The organism is Verrucomicrobiia bacterium, from assembly GCA_035574275.1.
In the GTDB taxonomy this organism is placed as follows: domain Bacteria; phylum Zixibacteria; class MSB-5A5; order DSPP01; family DSPP01; genus DSPP01.
In genome coordinates, this window is the sequence record DATLYY010000020.1 from 1 (window position 1) to 19657 (window position 19657).

Sequence of the window (19657 nt, forward strand, 5' to 3'; positions counted from 1 at the left end):
TCCGTCCAAAGGGTGGTTCCCCCTGTGGCGGCATCATAGATGGTGAAGGTGACGGAATACGAGCCATCCGCCACTGGATTGCCACCGCCGTCCTTCAGGATACCTTGAAAGTTGATGAGCTGGGGGACGGCGCCAAAGGCGATGGAACCGAACAAACACACCACGACCACTCCAAGAAACGTCCGAAAGCGTTTCATTGCTCCTCCTTTCTTTTTCCCCCGTATTGAGGGGTTGTTTTTTTTTGTTTTTTTGGGCTATCCCACCCGTTAAAAAATTTAATCGGCGGCCGGCAATTTTGTCAAGAAAAAAAGACGTTTTTGGGCTTGACAGGCCGGAGGGGGCTTTGTAAGTTCGGCTTTTTGGTGGAGTGAAAATTAGGCAGCAGGGCACAGGAAATTTTTTTTAAGTCCGCTTGTTATAAATTTCACAAGCGTCGGGCGCTTAACAGAGCGAAGCGGAGAGGAGTTTTAGGCAAAAAATGGGTCGGAAATGGCAGGTGACCCTCGCGGTTCTGGCAATTTTGGGGTACGGCGGGTGGGTGATTGCCGAGTTGAACACCAACGTCGGCTATGCCCCCGAACAGCCGCTTCCCTTTTCGCACAAAATTCACGCCGGGGACAACAAAATTCCCTGCTTGTACTGCCACGCGCCGGCGGAGAAAAGCCGGCATGCCACCGTGCCGCCGATGAACACCTGCATGGGCTGCCACAAATCGGTCGCCGTCACCAAGGAAAACGTGGTCAAGCTGGCCGCCGCCTACAAAGCGGATACGGCCATCTCCTGGGTGCGGGTGCATTCGCTCCCGGACTTCACCTACTTTTCTCACCGGTGGCATCTGGCAAAGGGAATCGCCTGCCAGACCTGCCACGGGCCGGTTGAAACGATGGATAAAATCGTTCAAGTTCAGAAATTGAACATGGGTTGGTGCGTGGACTGTCACCGGCAGAACAAGGCCTCCACGGAATGTATCACCTGTCACAATTAAGATGAGCGAAAACGGCCACAAAAAATTGCGGTACTGGGTGAGCTTGGAGGATTTCTCCAGCGATCCGGCAGTCGAAAAGGCCCGGCAGGAGGAGTTTTTCTCCAAACCGGAAACCGTGATGGATGAACTGGATAAAAACGGTTCGGCTTTTTCCCGCCGGGACATGCTCAAGCTGGCCGGAGTCGCCGCGGTGTTCGCCGCCGCCGGCTGCGCCCGCAAACCGGTTGAAAAATTAATCCCCTACGTCAACCAGCCGGAAGAAATCATCCCCGGCGTGCCCGTTTGGTATGCCTCCACTTGCGGGGAATGCGCGGCGGGGTGCGGCGTTCTGGTTAAAACGCGCGAAGGGCGACCGATTAAAATGGAGGGGAACCCGGATCATCCATTAAATGCCGGGAAACTGTGTGCAACGGGCCAGGCCTCGGTCTTAAACCTCTACGACCCGGACCGTTTGCGAGGTCCGGTCAAACTTTCACGCCCGGGTGGAATGAAACAGGAGGTTTCCTGGGGACAGGCGGATTCCGACATCTCCCAGTCGCTCAAAACGGCGGGGGGCAAAGTTCGGCTGCTCACCGGCACCATTCACGGGCCCGCCCGGAGACGCTTGATTGCTGATTTTCTGAACGCCTTCCCGGGCACCCGTCACATTACGTACGACGCCATTTCAGAAGAAGAGATTCGGGTATCACAGGGTATTTGCTACGGCGAGTCGATTCTGCCGCGCTACCGTTTTGATAAAGCAGAGGTTTTGGTGCTGCTCGCCGGAGACCCGCTGGCGGGGAGCCATTCCCCGGTGGAATTCGCCCGCGGCTTTGCCGCCGGACGGAAAATCAAAGACGGCTCGATGTCGAAGGTCATCTCCTTCGAGCCGATTCTTTCGCTTACCGGAAGTTCTGCCGATGTGCACTATCAAGTCAAACCGGAGGATTTGGTCAAGGTTGCCCTGGGGTTGGCCAACGAACTGGTGGTTATTCAAGGAAAGTCGGCTTTCGCCGGAAACGGCACGGTGGTTTCCGCTCTCCGGCCGTATTCAGCCGCCACGGTTGAGAAAGAAGTTGGGCTGCCGGAGGGGAGCATCAAAGCAACCGTTTCCGAGCTCTGGAAGGCCCGCGGAAAAAGTTTGGTCTATGCCGCCGGAATGGTTTCGAAAGACCGCTCGGCGGTCGAGCTGCAGATTGCCGTCAACTTCCTGAATTCCGCGTTGGAAAACGAAGGGGTAACGGTCGACGGTGCGCTTTCGTCCAGCAACCAGTCGCAGAGTTCATTCGGCGACGTTTTGGATTTAATCGCCAATATGAAAGCGGGGAAAATCGAAGTTTTGGTAATGGCCGGCGTCAATCCGGTTTATTCGCTGCCCCCCTCGGCCGGGTTTGCCGAGGCGTTGCGGTCGGTCAAGAAAGTGGTCTATCTCGGCGACCGGGTGGACGAAACCGGAGAGCTTTGCGACTACGTTTTGCCCACGACGCACCCGCTTGAATCGTGGGGGGATGCCGAGCCGCAAAAAGGGGTTTTTGGGCTGATGCAGCCGGCCATCGGAAAAATTTTCGACTCCCGCAGTTTTGAGGATTCGCTGCTCTCGTTCGCCCGCGGGGCCAAAGCGGGAAGCTTGGGTGTTTCCAATGAGACGTTTGCCGGGTATTTAAAGTCCGTTTGGCAAAAAGAGATTTACGCCCGCTACAATTTGGCGGGGACGTTTGATGATTTCTGGAAAAACGGTTTGCGGCGCGGGGTCTTTTCGGCTCGCAACGAGGACGCTACAGCGACCCCCCGCCGCTTTAAAATTGAATCGCTGGCGCAAATCGGCCGCCCGGCCAAAGTGGATACGCGTCATCGTCTCGTTTTGTGGGCCAACGGCCTGCAGTATGACGGCCGCCATCAGAACAACGCCTGGCTTTTGGAGACGCCTGATCCGGTTTCCAAAATCACTTGGGATAATTTTGTCTCCGTCGCCCCCAAAACAGCCGACGAGCTCGGCCTGAAGGAATCGGACGTGGTCAAACTTTCCGCTTCCGGCGTCGAAGCGGAAATTCCGGTGCACATCCAGCCCGGCTTGCACCCCGCGGTTTTGGCGGTGGCGGTCGGCTGGGGAAGGAAACGGGCGGGGCGGTACGGCGACGGGGTCGGTGTGAACGGTTTCGGCTGGGGAAAAATTCAAAAAAACCGGCTTTTGACCGCCGCGCTCCCGGTCGAAATTTCCAAAACCGGCAAAAGCCATCCTTTGGCCTGCGTGCAGCTCCACCATTTAATCGAACACCGGCCGATTGTGCAGGAAGCGTCCTTGGAGGAATACCGCAAAGACCCGAAGGCGGGGCATTTCGAACATCCCCTTTTCGAGCGGCAGCCCTCGATGTGGAAGCCGCACGAGTACAAGGCGGAAAAGTGGGGGATGGCGATCGATTTGAACGCCTGCATCGGCTGCAATGCCTGTGTGGTTGCCTGCCAGTCGGAAAACAACATCCCCGCGGTCGGCAAGGATCAAGTTTTGCGCGGACGAGAGATGCATTGGATGCGCATCGACCGCTACTACTCCGGCGAGCCGGAAAACCCGGAGGTGGTGCACCAGCCGATGCTCTGCCAGCACTGCGACAACGCCCCCTGCGAAACGGTCTGCCCAACCTTGGCCACCACCCACTCGGCCGACGGCTTGAACCAGCAGATATACAACCGCTGCGTGGGAACGAGATATTGCTCGAACAACTGCCCCTACAAAGTGCGACGCTTCAACTTTTTCCAGTACACCCATTTTTACGACGAGCCGGGGCAGTCGCCGCTTGAGCTGGTGTTAAATCCGGACGTGACCGTGCGCACCCGCGGGATTATGGAAAAATGCACCTTCTGCGTGCAGCGCATCCGAGAAGGGAGGGAACGGGCCAAGGAATTGGGGAAAAAACTCTCGGACGGGGACATCGTCACTGCCTGCCAGCAGACCTGCCCCGGCGAGGCGATAGTTTTCGGCGATTTGAATGACCCGGAAAGCCGCGCGCACAAGCTATCCGTGCGGGAGGAGCGCGGCTATAAAGTGATTGACATGCTGAACACCCAGCCCGCCATCACCTATCTGACCAAAATTCGCAACCGGGAAGGGGACAAAGAAGCATGAATGCCGACACTACCACCCGGGCCCCTTTGATTCCGGCGCGCATCACAATGACGGACGTGACCGCCGACGTGCTTCGCCCTATCGAGCGGCCGGGAAAGCTCTGGTATCTCGGGCTTTTCGTTTCCCTTGCCGCGCTGGCCTTCGGTGTCTGGGCGGTGGCCGTGCAACAGATGAAGGGGGTCGGCGTCTGGGGTTTGCGCAACCCGGTGATGTGGGCCTTTGACATCACCAATTTCGTTTTCTGGATTGGCATCGGGCATGCGGGGACGTTGATTTCCGCCATTCTCTATTTGCTCCGGCAGCGCTGGCGCACCTCCATCAACCGCTCCGCGGAAGCGATGACCATTTTCGCCGTGATGACCGCCGGGCTTTTCCCGCTCATCCACCTTGGACGCACCTGGTACGCCTACTGGCTTTTCCCCTATCCCAACGAGCGGCTTTTGTGGGTGAACTTCCGCTCCCCTTTGCTCTGGGACGTTTTTGCCGTCTCCACCTACTTCACCATATCGCTTGTTTTCTGGTATCAGGGACTCGTGCCGGATTTGGCCACCGTGCGGGATCGGGCAAAATCGAAAATCAAGAAACTTTTGTACGGTATCTTCTCGTTGGGCTGGACCGGCTCGGCCCGGGACTGGAACCATTACGAAAAGGCGTATCTGCTTCTGGCGGCGCTTTCCACGCCGCTGGTTTTGTCCGTGCATTCCATCGTCTCCTTTGATTTCGCCGTCTCCATCCTCCCGGGCTGGCACACGACCATTTTCCCCCCCTATTTCGTGGCGGGGGCGATTTTTTCCGGTTTTGCCATGGTGATGACGTTGCTCGTCGTTTTGCGCCGGGTGTTCAGGCTCGAAGAGTACATCGGGATGCACCATCTGGAGATGATGAACAAAATCATTCTGGTCACCTCCTGGATGGTGGGGTATGCCTATATGGTGGAGGCCTTCACCGCCTGGTATTCAGAAAACCCGTTCGAGCGTTTCACCTTCTGGAACCGGGCCTTCGGCTCGATGTGGTGGTGCTACTGGATCATGGTGGTCTGCAACTTTATCATCCCGCAGATTTTCTGGTTCGGCTGGGCCCGGCGGCATATTGCAACCATGTTTATCGTTTCCATTTTCGTCAACATCGGAATGTGGTTTGAGCGTTTCACCATTATCGTCACTTCGCTGTACCGGGATTTTCTGCCGGCGAGCTGGGAAAATTACGCCCCTACCATTTACGAAATCGGGATGACCGTTGGTTCGTTCGGCTTCTTTATGACCTTCTTTTTTCTGTTCGCACGCTTTCTGCCGTCCCTTTCGCTTGCGGAAGTGAAGGGGGTTTTGGTCAATCCTTCCGGAAAGGAATCGCACAAACATTCCGAGGTCCTGCATGGCTAAGCCGGTTGCCGGTGCCGTGGTGGGTCTATTCGACGACCCGCACGAACTTTTGAAAGCGGGAGAGGCGGCCCTCAAGCGGGGATATAAAAACCTGGATGCCTATATGCCCTATCCTGTACACGGCATAAACGAGGCAATCGGCATCAAGCGCTCCTGGATTCCCTGGGCGACTTTGTTTGCCGGTATCACCGGAGGGAGTTTGGCCTTTTTGTTTATGTCCTGGACTTCGGCCGTGGATTGGCCGTTAAACGTCGGCGGAAAGCCGTTCATTTCCTGGCCGGCCTTCGTTCCCATCACCTTTGAATGCACGGTGCTTTTCGCCGGGCTTACCACGATGGTGGCGCTCTGGAGCGCCTGCCGGCTGCCGCGGCACCGGCCGAAGATTCTGGATTTGCGGCTCACCGACGACCGCTTTGCCTTGGTGGTGCCGACGGCTGGAACCGGCGCGGAGGAGGAACGTTTTTTGAAGGAGACCGGGGCTCGCGAGGTGCGCCGTGTATAAACGCGTGCTCCCGGTGATAGTTGTTATCGCGGTTGTCGGCTGTTCGCGGCAGAAGTCCAAACCGATGCTGGAGTACATGCCGAACATGGCCCACTCCCCGGCCGTAAAAGCGCAGGAGCGGCAGATGTTTCTGCCCGTTTCCGGCACGGTGCCGCGGGACTGGGAGGCGTACCCCTACGAAATCGGTGATACGTTGAAGGTGGCCGCCGAACTCACTAATCCTTTGCCCATGACACAAGATGTCCTGGAGGCCGGGCGAAAATCGTTCAACACCTTTTGCATCGTTTGCCACGGGGCTAAAGGGGATGGAAAAGGGTACATCGTTCCCAAATTTCCGCAGCCCCCCTCCCTTTTGACCGAGCGGGTGGCCAACTGGCCGGACGGGAGGATTTTCCACGTGATTTCCCGCGGCCAGCAGACCATGCCGAGCTACGCGTTCCAACTGGACCCGGCGCAGCGCTGGGCGGTGGTGCACTATGTCCGCGTTCTCCAGCGGGCGGCCCGCCCCACGCCCGCCGATTTGGAGTTGATGAAAAAGCTGGGGGTTGATTTTTCGGAAGATGAGCCGGACACGGCTGCTCCGAAAGTTTGGCCGGAGCGATAAAAAATGCACGAAAGCCCGTCAACAGCGATAAAAAATCCGGGGCCGGTGAAGGTTTCTTCCCGGGCGAAGCAGGCCCTTTTCGCTTTGGGAGGCGCCGGACTCATCGTATTTGTGGTTGGGCTTAAACTGGATCCAACCCGGGCCTGGTCGGCCTGGCTTCTGGGGTACGTTTTCTTCCTGTTCTGGGGGCTCTGCGGGCTTTTCTTCACCGCGGTGCACCATGCCGCCGGGGCCTCCTGGTCGGTCGTCGTGCGCCGGATCGCCGAAGGGATGGCCTCCTATTTGCCGGTGGCGCTGGTGCCTTTGGCGATTATGCTTCTGGGAGTGCAGGATATCTATGCTTGGGCGCACCCGGAGCAGGCCCGCGTGCGCGCGCCGTTGGGGGCCGACAAGCTGGCGTATTTGAATCTCACCTTTTTTTCTGTCCGCAATTTTATTTTTCTCGGAGTTTGGGTCCTGTTCGGCTGGCTGTTAATCAAGAACTCCCTCTCGCAGGATGAAAGCGGGGATGCCGGGCTTTCCCAAAGAAGTTCGCGGCTGGCTTCCATTTTCCTGCCTGTTTTCGGCATCACGTTCACCCTGGCGGTCTTCGATTTGACCATGTCGTTGGAGCCGAACTGGTATTCCACCATTTTCGGGGTGTACTGCTTTGCCGGGCTTTTCCAAAGCGGGATGGCGTTTCTGGCGATCGTTGCCATCTGGCTTAGGCGGCGGGGGGAACTGGCCGGGTTCTTCAACGCCAACCACCTGCAGGATATCGGCAACTGGATGTTCGCCTTTTCGGTTTTTTCCGCCTACATCGGCTTTTCCCAGTACATGCTCATCTGGTACGCCAATCTGCCGGATGAAACCTTTTATTTGATTCTGCGCAAATCCTGGCCGTGGGGGTATCTCTTTTTGGCCATCGTCTTTTTGAAATTCCTCATTCCGTTTTTCCTTCTGATGGGTCGGGACGGGAAGCGGAACGAAAAAGTAGTCCTGACCGCCGCCTCTCTCATTATTTTGGGACAATTTCTCGATTTGTATCTGATGATTGGGCCGGTGGTGAGCCCTCCCAAGCCGCTTTTCGGCTGGATTGAACTGGGGACTTTTGCCGCCTTCGGTTCCCTTTTCGGGATTTGTTTGTTGCGCTTCTTTGGAAAGCACTCGATTCTGGCCCACCGGGATCCGAAGCTTGCGGCCAGCGTGAACTGGAAACAATGATGGAAGCAAAAATGGAAGAGAAAATAGAAAAATCGAACCCGTTCATCTACTTGCCGCTTTTTGCCCTCTCGGCGGCTTTGGTTTTCTGGGCTTTCGTCAGTTTTTTCAAAATCGGCCGGGAGGAGGGAAAGAAAACAGCGGCGACCCCCGGGTCCCAACCCCCCGCCCAGGCGCAAACGGTCGATTTGTCGCTTTTGTACAACTCCGCACCGGAGCTGGTGGCCCAGGGAAAGATGCTCTACGCCGTCAACTGCGCCTCCTGTCACGGGCCGACCGGACACGGAGACGGGGACCGGGCGCCGGAGTTGAATCCCCGGCCGCGCAATTTCACCACGGAAAAATTCAAATTTGGCACGGCTCCCAGTCAGCTTTGGAACACCGTCAAAGTCGGCTCGCCGGGGACGGCGATGGCCTCTTTTGAGCTGTTGCCAGCCAACGATCGAATCGCCATTATTCATTACATCCGCACCCTGATTCCGAGCCCGGCCAACGACCCGCCGGATGTAGTCGCGCAGCTTTCCGGCGGTGGCGGAGCTCCGGCCGGCGCTGCGGCGGCCGCCGCGGCGGAACCGGTCAAGGAGGGGCCGCGAATTCCGATTGTTCTGGCTCTTCGGGCCTCGGCAAAGGCCGAACCGGCGGCCGGCAAAAAACTTTCACGGTTGCCTTCGGGCGAGGGGAGAAAAATTTACGAGCGGAAGTGCGCCTCCTGTCATGGGGCCTACGGCGAAGGGGGGCAGCCGGTGGCCAAACTGGCCGTTTTTCCGTACCGCTATGCCAAAGCTCCCTCGTTGCAGAATCCACGGGCTTCGTGGCTGCAGAACCGCAAGGAGTTCGAAAGAATCGTTGTGGGGGGGCTGCCGGGAAAGCTGATGCCGGGGGAGCTCTTGACAGCTGCCGAACTGGATGCTTTATATCGATTTGTTGCCGAGTTGGCCGAAGAAAGGTAGTATGAAAAAAATCCGGATTTTTCTTTTGAGCGGTTTTGTGTTTTTTGGTTTTGCCGCCATTGGCTGGGCCGACGAGCCGATTACCAACTGGCTGACCAGCCCGGAAGGCCCCCTGGCCCGGGCCGTCCGTTCCAATTTCTATTTCTCCATGGCGGCCTTTCTGCCGTTTCTGATTTTGTCGGAAGTGCTTCTGGTGTACGCCATTTTCCGCTTCAAGGCCAAGCCGGGGGGGCAGGCGGCCACTTTTCACGAGAATTTACGGCTGGAGGTATTGTGGACGGTGATACCGGCTTTGACCTTGGCCGTCACCGCTATACCGACCTTTAAGACGATGCGGGCGATGGAGGTCCCCCCCAAAAGCGACCTGGTGGTTGCGGTCATCGGCCATCAATTCTTCTGGGAATACCGCTATCCAAAATACGGGGTTCAATTCGCCGAGGAGGCAATGGTGGTTCCGGCCGGCAAGGTGGTCACGTTGAATCTTTCCAGCGTGGATGTGGTGCATTCCTGGTGGGTGCCGGCTTTCGGCGTAAAACAGGACGCCAACCCCGGACGCATCACCCACGCCTGGTTCCAGGCCGACAATCCTGGGCGCTACAAGGGGCAATGCGCCGAGCTTTGCGGCAAGCTGCACGCCAAAATGTACATCGACGTAAACGTGGTGACGCCGGAAGAGTTCGAGCAGTGGCTTATGAAGAAAAAAGGGGCCGCGCCGCCGGCCCAAGCGGCAGGGAGCCAGTAAGATGAGCGACCGCCCCAAAGGCCTCGTCCGCTGGCTCACCACCACGGATCATAAAGACATCGGTATTCTGTATCTGGTCACGGCGCTCTTTATGGCCGTCTTCGGCGGGGCCTTCGCCGGGCTTTTGCGCGCCCAGCTTTCAGCCGCCGACCTAAAGGTTTTAAATCCCGACCTGTACAACCAGTTTTTGTCCATGCACGGGACGGTGATGATTTTCTTCGTCATCATTCCTGCGCTTGCCGGGTTCGGCAACTACTTTGTGCCACTCTTAATCGGGGCGCGGGACATGGCCTTCCCAAAGTTAAACGCCCTTTCTTATTGGCTGGTCATCCCGGCGGCCTTCTTGATGTTCGGCAGCTTTTTCGTCCAAGGCGGTGCGGCGCAGGCGGGGTGGACCGGCTACGTGCCCTTGGCTTCGCGCCAGTTTTCCGGAACGGCGGGCGTCGATATGTGGATTTTGGGGCTGCATTTGGTCGGGCTTTCCAGTATTTTGGGGGCCATTAATTTCTTGGTCACCATCATCAACATGCGCGCCCCGGGGATGGCGTATTTCAAGATGCCCCTTTTCGTCTGGACCTGGTTCGTCAACGCCACCTTGATTTTGTTCGCCACGCCGGTTTTGGCCGGGGCGTTGACCATGGCTTTGACCGATCGGGCCTTTGGCACCGGCTTTTTCCGCCCCTCGGAGGGGGGGGACCCGCTTTTGTGGCAGCATCTTTTCTGGTTTTACTCCCACCCGGCCGTGTACATCATGGTTTTACCGGGGATGGGAATCGTCTCGCACGTTCTGCCCGCCTTTTCCAGCAAGAAGATTTTCGGCTACAAGGGGATCGTGTACGCCACGGCGGCCATCGGCGTCATCGGTTTTATGGTGTGGGCCCATCACATGTTCACCTCCGGCATCGACCCGCGCCTGCGGGCCTTTTTCGCCTTTATGACGATGGTGATCGCCGTGCCAACGGGGGTCAAAATTTTTTCGTGGCTGGCGACCATTTGGGGCGGGCAGATTCGCTTCACCACGGCGATGAAGTTTGCTTTGGGATTCATCGCCCTTTTCGTGATGGGCGGTATTTCCGGGTTGACGCTGGCTGTTGTTCCCTTTGACGTGCAGGTGCACGACAGCTACTACGTGGTGGCCCACCTGCATTATGTCCTGTTCGGTGGCTCCGTGATGGCGCTTTTGGCCGGGGTTTTCTTCTGGTTTCCAAAAATGTCCGGGCGGATTTTGGATGAAAAATTGGGGAACGTGATTTTCTGGCTTATCTTTTTGGGAATGAACATCACCTTTTTGCCGATGCACTGGCTGGGGATCGTCGGGATGGCTCGCCGTATCTATACCTACCGGCCGGAGTTTGAGTTCTGGAATCAGGTGGCCTCCTTCGGGTATATCCTGCTTTTTGCGGGGGGGATGCTTTTGCTCTACAACATGTTCAAAACCTTGCGCAAAGGAGAGCGGGCCGCCGACGATCCGTGGGGCGCCTATCCTTTGCAAAGGACTCTGGACTGGTCGGTCTCCAGCCCGCCGCCGGTGGAAAATTTCGCCAAGATCCCCGAGATCGCATAATGCCATTTACCTTCCGCAAAGCCGCCCGGGTTCCCAGTGCCGAAGCGGGAGCCGCCGGGGAAGTCCGCATCGCCGGCTGGCTTTTGTTTTTGGCTCTATTGGTTTTCGTCCTAATCCTTTGGGGCGGGGTGGTGCGGCTTTCCGGATCAGGGCTTTCCATCCCGGACTGGCCCCTGATCAACGGCAGCCTGCTGCCGCCGGCAACGGAGGCCGAGTGGCAGACGGTTTTTGAAAGCTATCAGAAAGTCACCCCTCCCTCCTTCGTCGAAACCCCAATGTCGGAGTTTAAAAAAATGTTCTGGATTGAATACGGCCACCGCTTTCTGGCGGCTTTGGTCGGAATCGTTTTTCTGGCCGTCTTTGTGCGGGGGTTCCGCAACGTTTCGCTCCGCCGGCAGGTGGGGGCCCACCTCATCTTTGCCGCCATGCTTCTGGTCGGGCAGGCGATTTTGGGAGGGGTGGTGGTGAAGGAGGAATTGAAGGGGGAACTGGTGGCGGCCCATCTGGGGACGGCCTTCTGGTTTTTCGGCGTGCTTTTGTGGATGGCCCTGAAACTTTCGCGGATGGAGGGAGCGATCCTGGAGCGCACCGGCCGCAAGGGGCTTGTGCTGCTTGCCTGGGCGGCCACCCTTTTTGTTTTCATCCAGATTGTCTCCGGGGGGCTGGTGGCCGGAAGCCGCGCCGGACTGGTGTTCAACACCTTTCCCAAAATCGGGGATTTTTGGATTCCTCCCGCCCATGTCCTCTGGTCTTCCGTGTACCAGCCGGCCATCAACAACGTCTTTCAGAACCAAATCCTGATCCAGTTTTTTCACCGCTGGTGGGCCTTTATTGCCGCCGGGTTGGTCATCTGGGCGCACATAGCCGCGCTCAAGGTTTCCACCACGCCGCGGGCCCGCTTGGCGGCGCGGGGGAGCGCGGTTTTCGTCACCCTGCAAGTTATTCTGGGAATCGGCAACTTGATGATGAAGGCCCCCTTTGGGATGAGCTTGGCGCATCTGGCCACCGGCTTGAGTTTGTTCGCCCTTATGGTGATTTTAACCTATGAAGTTCGCTTCCGCTGGGAATCCCAGCCTGCTCGGTATGAAGCCCCGGTTGCTTGATTTTATCAACTTGACCAAGCCGACCATCCTGCTTTTGGTGGTTCTGACCGGGGCGGCCGCTTTGGTAATGGAGGGCTCGCTTCTTTCCGAGCCGGCCGCTTTCGGGCTCGTCCTCTTCGGTTTGTCTTTGACCGCGGGGTCGGCTAACGCCTTGAACCAGTATTTTGAGCGGGACATCGACGCGGTGATGGACCGTACCAAAAGGAAGCGTCCCCTCCCGCTGAAAAACCTTTCCCCTCGGGCGGCCCTGTTTTTCGCCGTCACCATCGGCGTGGCGGCGGTTTTGCTTTTCGCGTTTCGGTTCAATCTTTTCTCGGCCATCCTGGCCTTGGGAACAATTATCTATTATGCTTTCTTTTACACCCTTTATTTGAAGCCGCGGCTGTATCAGAACATCGTCATCGGCGGGGCGGCCGGCTCGATGGCGCCGGTGATTGCCTGGGCCGCCGCCACGGGGGGGCTGAATCTGACTCCCTGGATTTTATTTCTGATCATTTTTTTCTGGACGCCCCCCCATTTCTGGGCCCTCGCGATGTGCGTAAAAAAGGACTACGAGCGGGCCAAAATACCGATGCTGCCGGTGGTCAAGGGGGATCGGGAAACCGCCCGGCAGATTCTGGTGTACACTTTGTGGATGGTCGCTTTCAGCCTGGCTTTGCTTTTTGTCCGCGCCGGGCTGGTTTATCTGCTTGTGGCCCTCATTTTGAACGGCATTTTCCTGCACAAGGCGTACCGCATCTGGCGTCGCGGAGCTTTTGCCGAGGCTTGGGGACTTTTCGGCTACTCCATCGTGTATCTTTTGGTTCTGTTTTTGGGAATCATGGCGGATGCGGTCTGGCATAAAAGCTTGTAGGATACCCTTGGTGGATAGGGAAAAGAGATGACAAAAAATAAGAAACTCGGCTTGGCGTTCGGGGCGTTCGGCGTTTTGATGTTCGCTTTCGCCTTTGCCAATGTTCCGGCTTTCAAGCTGTTCTGCCGGAAGCTGGGATTCGGACTTTCCCCCAATAACACGGGGGCAAAGGTGGCGGATGCCAAAACGGCCGGCCGCGAAGTCGAGGTGCTTTTTATGGGGGTGGTGGCGGGCGGGGCGCCGATCGTCTTCGAGGGGGTTGAGCCGACCAAGGAGGTGCGGCTGGGGGAACAGGCCGAAACGGCCTACCGCTTCGTCAATTTGTCCAACGATACCATCCGCTTCCGCCCCGTGCATTCGATTCTGCCGGAGGGGGCGGCCACCCGTTTTGCCCTGAAAAAATGTTTCTGTTTCGACGACCAGACCCTTTTACCCAAACAGGAAGTGACCATGCCGGTCGTTTTCTCCATCGGTTCCGATTTGGACTCCAACGTGGAACGGGTGACCTTGAACTACACCCTCTTCCAAAAACCACTGCACGAGGAAAAATGAAAACCGTCGCCCTTGAAGAGCGGGAACTAAAAATCGGGCGGAAAAACCGGCGGCTGGGGACGGTTTTGATTCTTCTGGCGTTGGCTTTGATGACGGCAAGTTTTGTGTTGATGAAAATTTATCATTTCGTTCCGGCCCCGCCCAAGTAGGGAAACAGGGGCCGGGCTGGAGAGGAGTTTATGAGCGAAGCGCATTCCGAAACTGCCCATGCCGGGCACGGCAGCTGGTGGCCCGCCATTCTGGCCCTGGGGACCGGCTTTCTGCCGTTCGGCTTTATTGTCTTGACCTGGGGTTCCAAAGAGGCCGGCATTGTTCTTTTGGCCGTCGGTTCCCTAATCACCCTCTTCGCCATGAGCGGCTGGGTGCATTCGGTCATTCGGGAGAAATACGCCGTGTCCTACGACGCGGGGGAATACGACTGGCTGAAAAACGGGATGAAGTTTTTCTTGATTTCGGAGGCGATGATTTTCGGCGCCTTTTTCGCCCACCATTTCTACACCCGGGCCCATTTCGACGTCTGGCCGCCGGCCGGGGCGCCGCATCTGGATACCCGGCTGCCGGCCATCGCAACCTTGCTTCTGGTTTTTTCCTCCTTCACCATGGAGTGGGCCCACAAAGCGTTGGTCAGCGGCAAGCGGATGGCCTCCGAACGCTGGGTTTTGTTCTCCCTCTTTTTGGGGATTGTCTTTCTTTCCATTCAGGGATATGAATGGGGGCACCTGCACGAATTCGACCGGTTCGTCCACAACAAGGGGGTTTTCGGCAGCCAGTTCTACTCGATGACCGGTTTCCACGGCCTGCACGTCTCCGTCGGATTGGTCTTGCTGGCCTCCGTCTGGGTGCGGCTGAAACTGGGGCATTTTTCGGCCGGGCGGCATTTCGGCTTTCTCTCCTCCCTCTGGTACTGGCACTTTGTCGATATCGTCTGGGTGTTTCTGTTCACGACGATTTATCTGTTGTAGCTCGCGTTGAAAATAGGACAGATTTCCTAAAGGCAATCCGTCGGATTGCCTTTCTTTTTTGGCGGGGAAAAGGAGATCCGGTTTTCTTCGCACGAGCAGAGGGCGTTTGCGCGGAAGGTGGTTTCCTATTATCCTTCCAATGAGGATTTGTTGAACATCCCTCCCATGGTGGGCATAGCTCAGCCGGTTAGAGCACCAGGTTGTGGCCCTGGGGGTCGTGGGTTCGAATCCCATTGCCCACCCATTTAAAACAGCGATTAGAGGCCGGCGATTGATTGCGATTTCTTGGTCGTGCGGAAAGCCGGTCCCCGGCTTTCCACACGACCGGCGGGTTGCCGGGCGGCAACGGCCCGGACCGAATGCCGACAGCGGCGGTCGGCGATTTGAAAAATTTCCAGAAAAGGCTTGACAGCCGTCTTTCCGCCGTATAAATTGTGGGTGGATTCAATGGATTATTATAATCCATTGAAAGAGAGGATGGTGCTGAAATGGCCCGGTTGCTGCCGCTTTCCAAGGGGTGCCAGTATGCCATCCGCACGGCGGCCTCTCTCACACTCGAACCGCCCGGTACGGTTTTTCCCCGGCGGGAGGTCAGCCGGCGCACCCAAATCCCATACGCCTTCGTCTCCAAAATCCTGCAGACCCTGACCCGCGGCGGGCTTTTGCGCTCCCACCGGGGCGCCAAGCGCGGTTATTCACTGGCCCGGGCACCCAAAGGGATTTCCCTTTTGGACGTGGTGACCGCCTACGACGGTCCCTTGGGGCACGAGGGCTGCCTCTTGGACGACTACAAGCTCTGCCCGGGGGAGCGGGTCTGCGCCGTGCACCACCGGCGGATGGCCGCGCAGAAAAAAATGACCGAAAGTCTCTCTTCCGTATCCGTTTCCGAGGTGGCCCGGACGCTTTTTACCCGCCGCGGCAACGGCAACTACAAACTGGCGGAGCCCGTATGAACGTATTTTGTTTTTCCTTTGCCGGGCTTGCATCCCGCGCTTGCGATCTCCCCAAGGGGGGCCTTGACCCCGGACCGGTGCCTGCCAACTCCACCGAGTTGACCCACAGGCCATCCACCCAACCCTGCCGGGCGCCGGTCCGGGAAAATTTTAAACTTCCAACGGGGGCGGGGAATTGAAGGGAGGAAGGCCGCCATGAAAATCAAAAACTTCCGGCTGCGCAACCGGGGGCTTTATTACTTTTTCCCCGGCTGGAATACCCTGCCGTTTTTCAACCGCAAGTCCAAGAGTTTAAAGCATTCCGTTGTCTTTCCTTCCGATCACAGCCCAAACCGGTTGATTCCCCCGTCCGAAACCAAAAGCGGCCGCCGGTTCGGGTTGTGGTCGTTTGGAAAGGGAGGGTTTTTGAGGCGCTTTTTTTCCCTCAACAGGAAGACCCCATGAAACCGACTCATACCCTCCGGGAGCACCACGACGAGTTGCGCCTCAAGGTGCAAAACTTCGAGCAGGTTTTAGCCACGCTCCCCCACCTTTCCCAGCCGGAGCTGGAACGGGTGGTGCGGGAGCAGGTCCTCTTTCTGCGGGAGGATGTAAAAAGCCACGCCGCCGCCGAAGAGGCCTCCTTGTATCCCGAGGTTAACGCGCTTGCGGACAATCCCGCCTTCAGCACCACCGCCACGATGGAGATCGACCATGAATATATCGCCGGCTACATCGAGCGGCTGGCGGAGATGCGCCTGGACATATCCCCGAGAAGGGTTGCCGAGTTCCAGCGGGTGGGATGGGAGCTGGTGGCGATTTTGAAGCTGCATTTTGACAAGGAGGAGCGGGTCTATCTGCCGCTTTTGGATTCGCGCCTCACGGAAAAAGAGGTGCAAACACGCATCGTGGAAAAAATGGAAACCTTTGAAGAGGCCCGATGGTCGGAGTAGGGGCAAGGAAGGAGCGAATGCAATGAAACCGACCCACACGCTACGAGAAGAACATGACCTGTTGATGAAAAAAATCCAAGAATTTGAGGAGGTTTTGGACGCGCTCCCCCGGGTGCCGCAGGAGGACTTGAAGCGAGTGGTGGGGCGGGAAATCGATTTCCTTCAAAGGGAGATAAAGGATCATGCCGCCGCCGAGGAAAAATACCTCTACACGGAAATCGATTACCTCTGTGGTAACAGCCGGGGTACCGGGGTTAAGACCAGCGCCACGATGAAAATCGACCACGAATACATCGCCGCCTATATCGACCGGCTTGCGGAGATGGCCCGCGGCATCCGTTCCGAAACCATTCCGGAGTTTCAGCGCGCCGGGTGGGAACTGGTGGCGATTCTGAAACTGCATTTCGACAAGGAGGAGCAGGTCTACTTGTCGCTTTTGGATTCCCGCTTTACGGAAGAGGAAGTGGAGCGGCGGATCGTGCGGCGGATGGAACAATTTGAAAAAGAGAGCGCGTACGCCCTCCCGGCTGAAAGAAAACTCGTTCTAAAGAATAAAAGGCAAGCCGCGGGAAGCGGCGTACCGGAAACCGGATTCGAAAGAATCCAAAAATAAGGAGGAGTCATGACCAAATTAATGCTGCAGCGCGAGCCGTTCGACTACGAGCTCGATTTTCCCCGGGAGGTGGAACGGTTTTTCTCCCGTCCCCTTTCCCGCTTCCGGGAATTTCTCTCGGAGGAATGGTTTCCTTTCGTGGACATCGCCGAGACCAAAGACGACATCGTCGTCAAGGCCGAAGTCCCCGGGATGACCAAGGAGGATATCTCCATTTCCCTTTCAGACAACGTCTTGACCTTGCGGGGGGAAAAGAAAAAGGACAAGGAAGAAAAGGGAAAAACCTTCTACCGGATGGAGCGGAGCTGGGGCTCGTTTGCCCGTTCCTTCACCCTGCCGGCGGCCGTAGTACCGGGCAAGGTGAAAGCCGTCTATAAAGACGGGGTACTGGAAATCACCCTGCCCAAATCGGAACAGGTCAAATCCAAGGAGATTCCGATTCTGGTGGAGGATTAGCCCGCTCCAAATTCCCCGCCCCGGCGGTCCGCCGGGGCGGGGAAAAGGAAAGGAGGACTGGTATGAAAGTCCGTGACATAATGACCAAGGCTCCGGCCTTCTGCCATCCGGATTCGAACCTGGCGGCGGCGGCGGAAAAAATGTGGTCCCACGACTGCGGCATACTCCCGGTGGTGGATGATGAACTGGGGGTTGTGGGGGTGATTACCGACCGGGATATCTGCATCGCTTTGGGAACGAAGGACCGGAGGGCCTCCTCGGTTTCCGTGCGGGAGGTCATGACCCCCAAGGTTCATATTTGCGCTCCCGATGATGACATCCATACCGCTCTGAAGGTGATGGAAAAAGGAAGGGTGCGCCGGCTGCCGGTCGTGAACCGGGATGGAAAACTGATGGGGATTTTATCGATGGACGACATCGTCTTGGTGGCGGAGGTGAGGGTCGGCCCGAAAATGCCCGAGCTGGCCTGCGAGGAGGTGGTGGAAGCGTACAAAGAAATCCGGATACGGCCGTTTCCGGCCGTGCCGGCATAACGGGGGTTGAGCAATGGCCGCCACACTGCCCCTGCAGGCAGGTTTCGGAAAACGGGGGTTTTCACCCGGTAGCGGGGCAGACCCCCGTTCTGGCGGCCAAATGGAGGAAGTGGACGATGAATTTTAAGAAATTCTTGATTGACTTCGCGTTCACGTTTGTCGTGGTTTTCGCTGTTACTGTGGCGGTTACCTCGATTTGGAACGTAATCTTCCACGGCTATGCCACACCGGATTGGAAAACGGCCTTTCAACTGGCGATCATCCTTGGAATTGTCATTCCCTGGACAAAATCACTGCGGCAGCCGGAAAAAACGGCTTGAGAGGAGGACAGATGAAAGTCCGTGATATTATGGTGGAGACCCCCAGGTACTGTCGGCCCGACGCCAACTTGATTACAGCCGCGGAAACGATGTCCGTCGGCAATTGCAGTTTGCTCCCTGTCGTGGACCAGGAGGGAAAAGTGGTCGGAATAATTACCGACCGGGACATTTGCATGACTTTGGCGGGAAAAAACCAAAAGCCCTCGGACCTCCGGGTTCGGGACGCAATGTCCGGCCGGGTGCGTCGTCTACCGGTGGTCGGCCGGGATGGAAGCTCGGTCGGGATGATTTCACTGGGCGACGTCAGCGTGTAACCGGAAGGGAGGAGGAAAATGCCGACCAAACATATTCTGGTGCCTTTGGACGGTTCGGAAGCCGCCGAGGCGGCTTTGCCGGTTGCTGCCCGTCTGGCGGGTATGGTGGGTGCCGACATCACGCTTTTGGGAGTAGTTCAGCCGTTGGAAGGGTTCATAAGAACCCGGCATCGGGAAGTTTGCGTGGACAGTGAGTGGCCAAAACGGGTGCGCAGTGCGGTCAGTTACCTGCTTTCGGTTGCCGAGCGGCCGATTTGGAAGGGCCTTCTCATCCGGGCGGCGGTGGAAATCGGAGAAATCAACGAGGCTGTGACCGGCTACGTCCGCGCCCATTTCATCGATTTTATCATCTGGCCCCCCGTGCCTCTGGGAGAAGCAACTGAATTCCGAACCGAAGGAGGCCGTTGGCAAAGAGCGCAGCCCGGGTCTCCGAACGGAGTTCCATCAAGAACGGGTTTCCAATTTTTGAAGGGCCGCCCCCGTAATGTCGAAGAATCGCCGTGGATTCTGGAGAATTCCACGGAAAAAACTAAACCCCAATTGACAGGAGGTTAATATGAAAGTCCGTGACATTATGGTGAACACCCCCAAATACTGCCGTCCGGATGCCAACCTGGCCTCGGCGGTGGAATTGATGTGGGTGAACGATTGCGGGTTCTTGCCGGTCGTCGATTTCGACAACCGGGTGACTGGCGTAATCACCGACAGGGATATCGCCATCGCTTTGGGAACGAGAAACCAACGGGCCTCCGATGTTTTAGTCCGCGACGTCATGACCAAGCGGGTGTACGGCTGCGCCCCGGATGACGACATTCATACGGCCTTGCAATCGATGGAAAAACATCAGGTGCGCCGGCTGCCGGTGGTGAACCCGGACGGAAAACTGGCGGGAATTTTGTCCATCGGCGATCTCACCCTGCACGCTGAAAAGAAGGAAGGGAAAAAAATTCCCGATCTTTCCTCCGACGAGGTGGTGGAAACCTACCAGGGTATCCGCGTGCGGCAGTTGACCGAGCAGGTGGCGCAGCTGTAGGGAGGAC

At 57.2% G+C, this 19657-nt stretch carries 25 protein-coding genes and 1 tRNA gene; 24 read left to right on the forward strand and 2 right to left on the reverse strand.

All coding sequences use genetic code 11. The annotated features are described in order from the left end of the window. On the reverse strand, positions 1-197 hold a 197-nt coding region (locus tag VNL73_03140; protein HXF48407.1), incomplete at its 3' end, for a hypothetical protein. A gap of 281 nt (positions 198-478) precedes the next feature. On the opposite strand from VNL73_03140, the gene VNL73_03145 reads away from it, so the two are divergent. The 16 genes from VNL73_03145 (at position 479) to VNL73_03220 (ending at position 15449) form a co-directional block, all read left to right on the forward strand. Next, positions 479-985: a cytochrome c3 family protein gene (locus tag VNL73_03145; GenBank protein HXF48408.1), complete on the forward strand. Its 507-nt coding sequence runs from the start codon at positions 479-481 to the stop codon at positions 983-985. A gap of 1 nt (position 986) precedes the next feature. Then, complete coding sequence (locus tag VNL73_03150; GenBank protein HXF48409.1) at positions 987-4085, forward strand: TAT-variant-translocated molybdopterin oxidoreductase; 3099 nt, start codon at positions 987-989, stop codon at positions 4083-4085. Further along, positions 4082-5464, forward strand: coding sequence for an NrfD/PsrC family molybdoenzyme membrane anchor subunit (nrfD, locus tag VNL73_03155; protein HXF48410.1), 1383 nt, complete (start codon positions 4082-4084; stop codon positions 5462-5464). Before VNL73_03150 ends, nrfD begins: the two co-directional genes overlap by 4 nt. Further along, positions 5457-5966, forward strand: a complete 510-nt coding sequence (locus tag VNL73_03160) for a DUF3341 domain-containing protein (GenBank protein HXF48411.1) — start codon at positions 5457-5459, stop codon at positions 5964-5966. The genes nrfD and VNL73_03160 overlap by 8 nt, the downstream gene beginning before the upstream one ends. Next, a complete protein-coding gene (locus tag VNL73_03165) occupies positions 5959-6570 on the forward strand; it encodes a cytochrome c (GenBank protein HXF48412.1) in 612 nt (203 codons plus the stop codon). Before VNL73_03160 ends, VNL73_03165 begins: the two co-directional genes overlap by 8 nt. A gap of 45 nt (positions 6571-6615) precedes the next feature. Further along, a complete protein-coding gene (locus VNL73_03170) occupies positions 6616-7773 on the forward strand; it encodes a hypothetical protein (GenBank protein ID HXF48413.1) in 1158 nt (385 codons plus the stop codon). An 11-nt stretch (positions 7774-7784) separates the two neighbouring features. Next, the gene (locus VNL73_03175; protein HXF48414.1) at positions 7785-8720 is read left to right on the forward strand and encodes a c-type cytochrome; all 936 of its coding nucleotides are present in this window, start codon (positions 7785-7787) and stop codon (positions 8718-8720) included. Between the two features lies 1 nt (position 8721). Continuing rightward, the gene (gene coxB, locus VNL73_03180; GenBank protein ID HXF48415.1) at positions 8722-9462 is read left to right on the forward strand and encodes a cytochrome c oxidase subunit II; all 741 of its coding nucleotides are present in this window, start codon (positions 8722-8724) and stop codon (positions 9460-9462) included. Between the two features lies 1 nt (position 9463). After that, the gene (gene ctaD / locus VNL73_03185; protein ID HXF48416.1) at positions 9464-11026 is read left to right on the forward strand and encodes a cytochrome c oxidase subunit I; all 1563 of its coding nucleotides are present in this window, start codon (positions 9464-9466) and stop codon (positions 11024-11026) included. Then, positions 11026-12129, forward strand: coding sequence for a COX15/CtaA family protein (locus VNL73_03190; protein HXF48417.1), 1104 nt, complete (start codon positions 11026-11028; stop codon positions 12127-12129). The genes ctaD and VNL73_03190 overlap by 1 nt, the downstream gene beginning before the upstream one ends. Next, entirely contained in the window at positions 12110-12982 is an 873-nt protein-coding gene (locus VNL73_03195; protein ID HXF48418.1) for a heme o synthase, read from the forward strand. Before VNL73_03190 ends, VNL73_03195 begins: the two co-directional genes overlap by 20 nt. A 27-nt stretch (positions 12983-13009) precedes the next feature. Then, positions 13010-13534: a cytochrome c oxidase assembly protein gene (locus VNL73_03200; protein ID HXF48419.1), complete on the forward strand. Its 525-nt coding sequence runs from the start codon at positions 13010-13012 to the stop codon at positions 13532-13534. Beyond that, a complete protein-coding gene (locus VNL73_03205; protein HXF48420.1) occupies positions 13531-13683 on the forward strand; it encodes a hypothetical protein in 153 nt (50 codons plus the stop codon). Before VNL73_03200 ends, VNL73_03205 begins: the two co-directional genes overlap by 4 nt. Before the next feature lie 30 nt (positions 13684-13713). Next, complete coding sequence (locus VNL73_03210; protein HXF48421.1) at positions 13714-14496, forward strand: cytochrome c oxidase subunit 3; 783 nt, start codon at positions 13714-13716, stop codon at positions 14494-14496. A 168-nt stretch (positions 14497-14664) separates the two neighbouring features. Next, positions 14665-14738 (forward strand) — tRNA-His (locus VNL73_03215). Positions 14739-14984: 246 nt separating this feature from the next. Next, positions 14985-15449, forward strand: coding sequence for an Rrf2 family transcriptional regulator (locus VNL73_03220; GenBank protein ID HXF48422.1), 465 nt, complete (start codon positions 14985-14987; stop codon positions 15447-15449). A gap of 320 nt (positions 15450-15769) precedes the next feature. On the opposite strand, the gene VNL73_03225 is transcribed toward VNL73_03220, so the two are convergent. Continuing rightward, positions 15770-15904, reverse strand: a complete 135-nt coding sequence (locus VNL73_03225; GenBank protein HXF48423.1) for a hypothetical protein — start codon at positions 15902-15904, stop codon at positions 15770-15772. On the opposite strand from VNL73_03225, the gene VNL73_03230 reads away from it, so the two are divergent. The 8 genes from VNL73_03230 to VNL73_03265 all read left to right on the forward strand — a co-directional run bounded on the left by VNL73_03230 (position 15890) and on the right by VNL73_03265 (position 19650). Beyond that, on the forward strand, positions 15890-16381 hold the full coding sequence (locus VNL73_03230; protein HXF48424.1) for a hemerythrin domain-containing protein: 492 nt from the start codon (positions 15890-15892) through the stop codon (positions 16379-16381). The two genes, VNL73_03225 and VNL73_03230, sit on opposite strands and share 15 nt — an antisense overlap. Before the next feature lie 22 nt (positions 16382-16403). Continuing rightward, positions 16404-16994, forward strand: a complete 591-nt coding sequence (locus tag VNL73_03235) for a hemerythrin domain-containing protein (GenBank protein ID HXF48425.1) — start codon at positions 16404-16406, stop codon at positions 16992-16994. 9 nt (positions 16995-17003) lie between these two features. Beyond that, positions 17004-17450: an Hsp20/alpha crystallin family protein gene (locus tag VNL73_03240; protein HXF48426.1), complete on the forward strand. Its 447-nt coding sequence runs from the start codon at positions 17004-17006 to the stop codon at positions 17448-17450. Between the two features lie 62 nt (positions 17451-17512). After that, positions 17513-17983 carry a CBS domain-containing protein gene (locus VNL73_03245; protein HXF48427.1) on the forward strand — a complete coding sequence of 157 codons (471 nt, stop codon included), beginning with the start codon at positions 17513-17515 and terminating at the stop codon, positions 17981-17983. A gap of 116 nt (positions 17984-18099) precedes the next feature. Continuing rightward, positions 18100-18303: a hypothetical protein gene (locus tag VNL73_03250; protein HXF48428.1), complete on the forward strand. Its 204-nt coding sequence runs from the start codon at positions 18100-18102 to the stop codon at positions 18301-18303. A gap of 11 nt (positions 18304-18314) precedes the next feature. Further along, the gene (locus VNL73_03255; GenBank protein ID HXF48429.1) at positions 18315-18617 is read left to right on the forward strand and encodes a CBS domain-containing protein; all 303 of its coding nucleotides are present in this window, start codon (positions 18315-18317) and stop codon (positions 18615-18617) included. 18 nt (positions 18618-18635) lie between these two features. Further along, positions 18636-19172: a universal stress protein gene (locus tag VNL73_03260; GenBank protein ID HXF48430.1), complete on the forward strand. Its 537-nt coding sequence runs from the start codon at positions 18636-18638 to the stop codon at positions 19170-19172. Position 19173: 1 nt separating this feature from the next. Further along, positions 19174-19650 (forward strand): CBS domain-containing protein, encoded by a 477-nt coding sequence (locus VNL73_03265; GenBank protein HXF48431.1) that lies wholly within the window; start codon positions 19174-19176, stop codon positions 19648-19650. Positions 19651-19657: the final 7 nt, after the last annotated feature.